We start from the raw sequence: 902 nt of genomic DNA on the forward strand, positions 1-902 counted from the left end.
TATATAGGGCGGCTTTGCTTGCAAGGCGTGCTTACTCAAGAGCAATACGACGCCGCGCAACAATATCTACAGATAAGGAATAATTACCTTTGCGCAAAAGGCTTGCCTAATGCAATTTATGACGAAATGCCGTCATCATCTGATGATAAAGCAAGAGATAAATGGGTAGCATTTGCAACAGAGCAGTTTATCAACATGCAAGAGGCACTTAAAGAAGCACAATGCCTCTATAGACAGTATAATCTTTATGCAGCACTACAGTACCTCGTTATAGAAGATCAGATATTACCACATCTTGTGAATTCATTACGTGTTGCTCTTAATGTGCTTCAGAAACATTTTGATCGTAAATGACAAGCTCTATTACGGTTTCATTATATAGTATATCCTTCGTAAGTTTCCGCAATGTTCACTGAGTTCCTTTAACCATTTATGATCATTTGTTTTCACGTGAGATACTATGTTATCTACTTGTTCTTTTCTGAAATCGTAACGCTTAAGAAATTTTTTTGCATAATAAATCATTGGATCCTCGTTATCATTGACCACGTCGTATGCCCACATAAAATCGCTTTCACTCCAATCATATTCATCGCGTAAACGCTTTATTACATTGGGTAGATCCATTTGCGACATCTCCTTATTATAATCACCCCGCAATAAACTCACAATGGATGCACAACCAACAACTGATATGTGACGATACAATATATCTTCCTTGTTAAAAAATGAATATTCTCCGCCATTTCTGAGTGAAAGTTCTTCTGCTTTGCGTACCTTTTCAGAATGCATAGAGCCAATATATGATTCACTTACGTATTTATTGTAAAGTTGATTATACTTCTCTATAGTATCTACACTTGTAAACATACGCGTCAATTTGTCTATAAATCCAAATGACG

General features: G+C 36.3%; 2 protein-coding genes. One reads left to right on the forward strand and one right to left on the reverse strand.

The annotated features are described in order from the left end of the window. Nucleotides 1-354: hypothetical protein (locus ACFIJP_RS09375; protein ID WP_375627148.1), on the forward strand; the 354-nt coding region annotated here is incomplete at its 5' end. Nucleotides 355-363: 9 nt separating this feature from the next. On the opposite strand, the gene ACFIJP_RS09380 is transcribed toward ACFIJP_RS09375, so the two are convergent. Then, nucleotides 364-902 (reverse strand): hypothetical protein (locus ACFIJP_RS09380; RefSeq protein WP_375627150.1); only part of this gene is annotated, 539 nt, incomplete at its 5' end.

The organism is Bartonella sp. MU37NMGALS, assembly GCF_042194015.1.
Classification (GTDB): Bacteria; Pseudomonadota; Alphaproteobacteria; order Rhizobiales; family Rhizobiaceae; genus Bartonella; species Bartonella grahamii.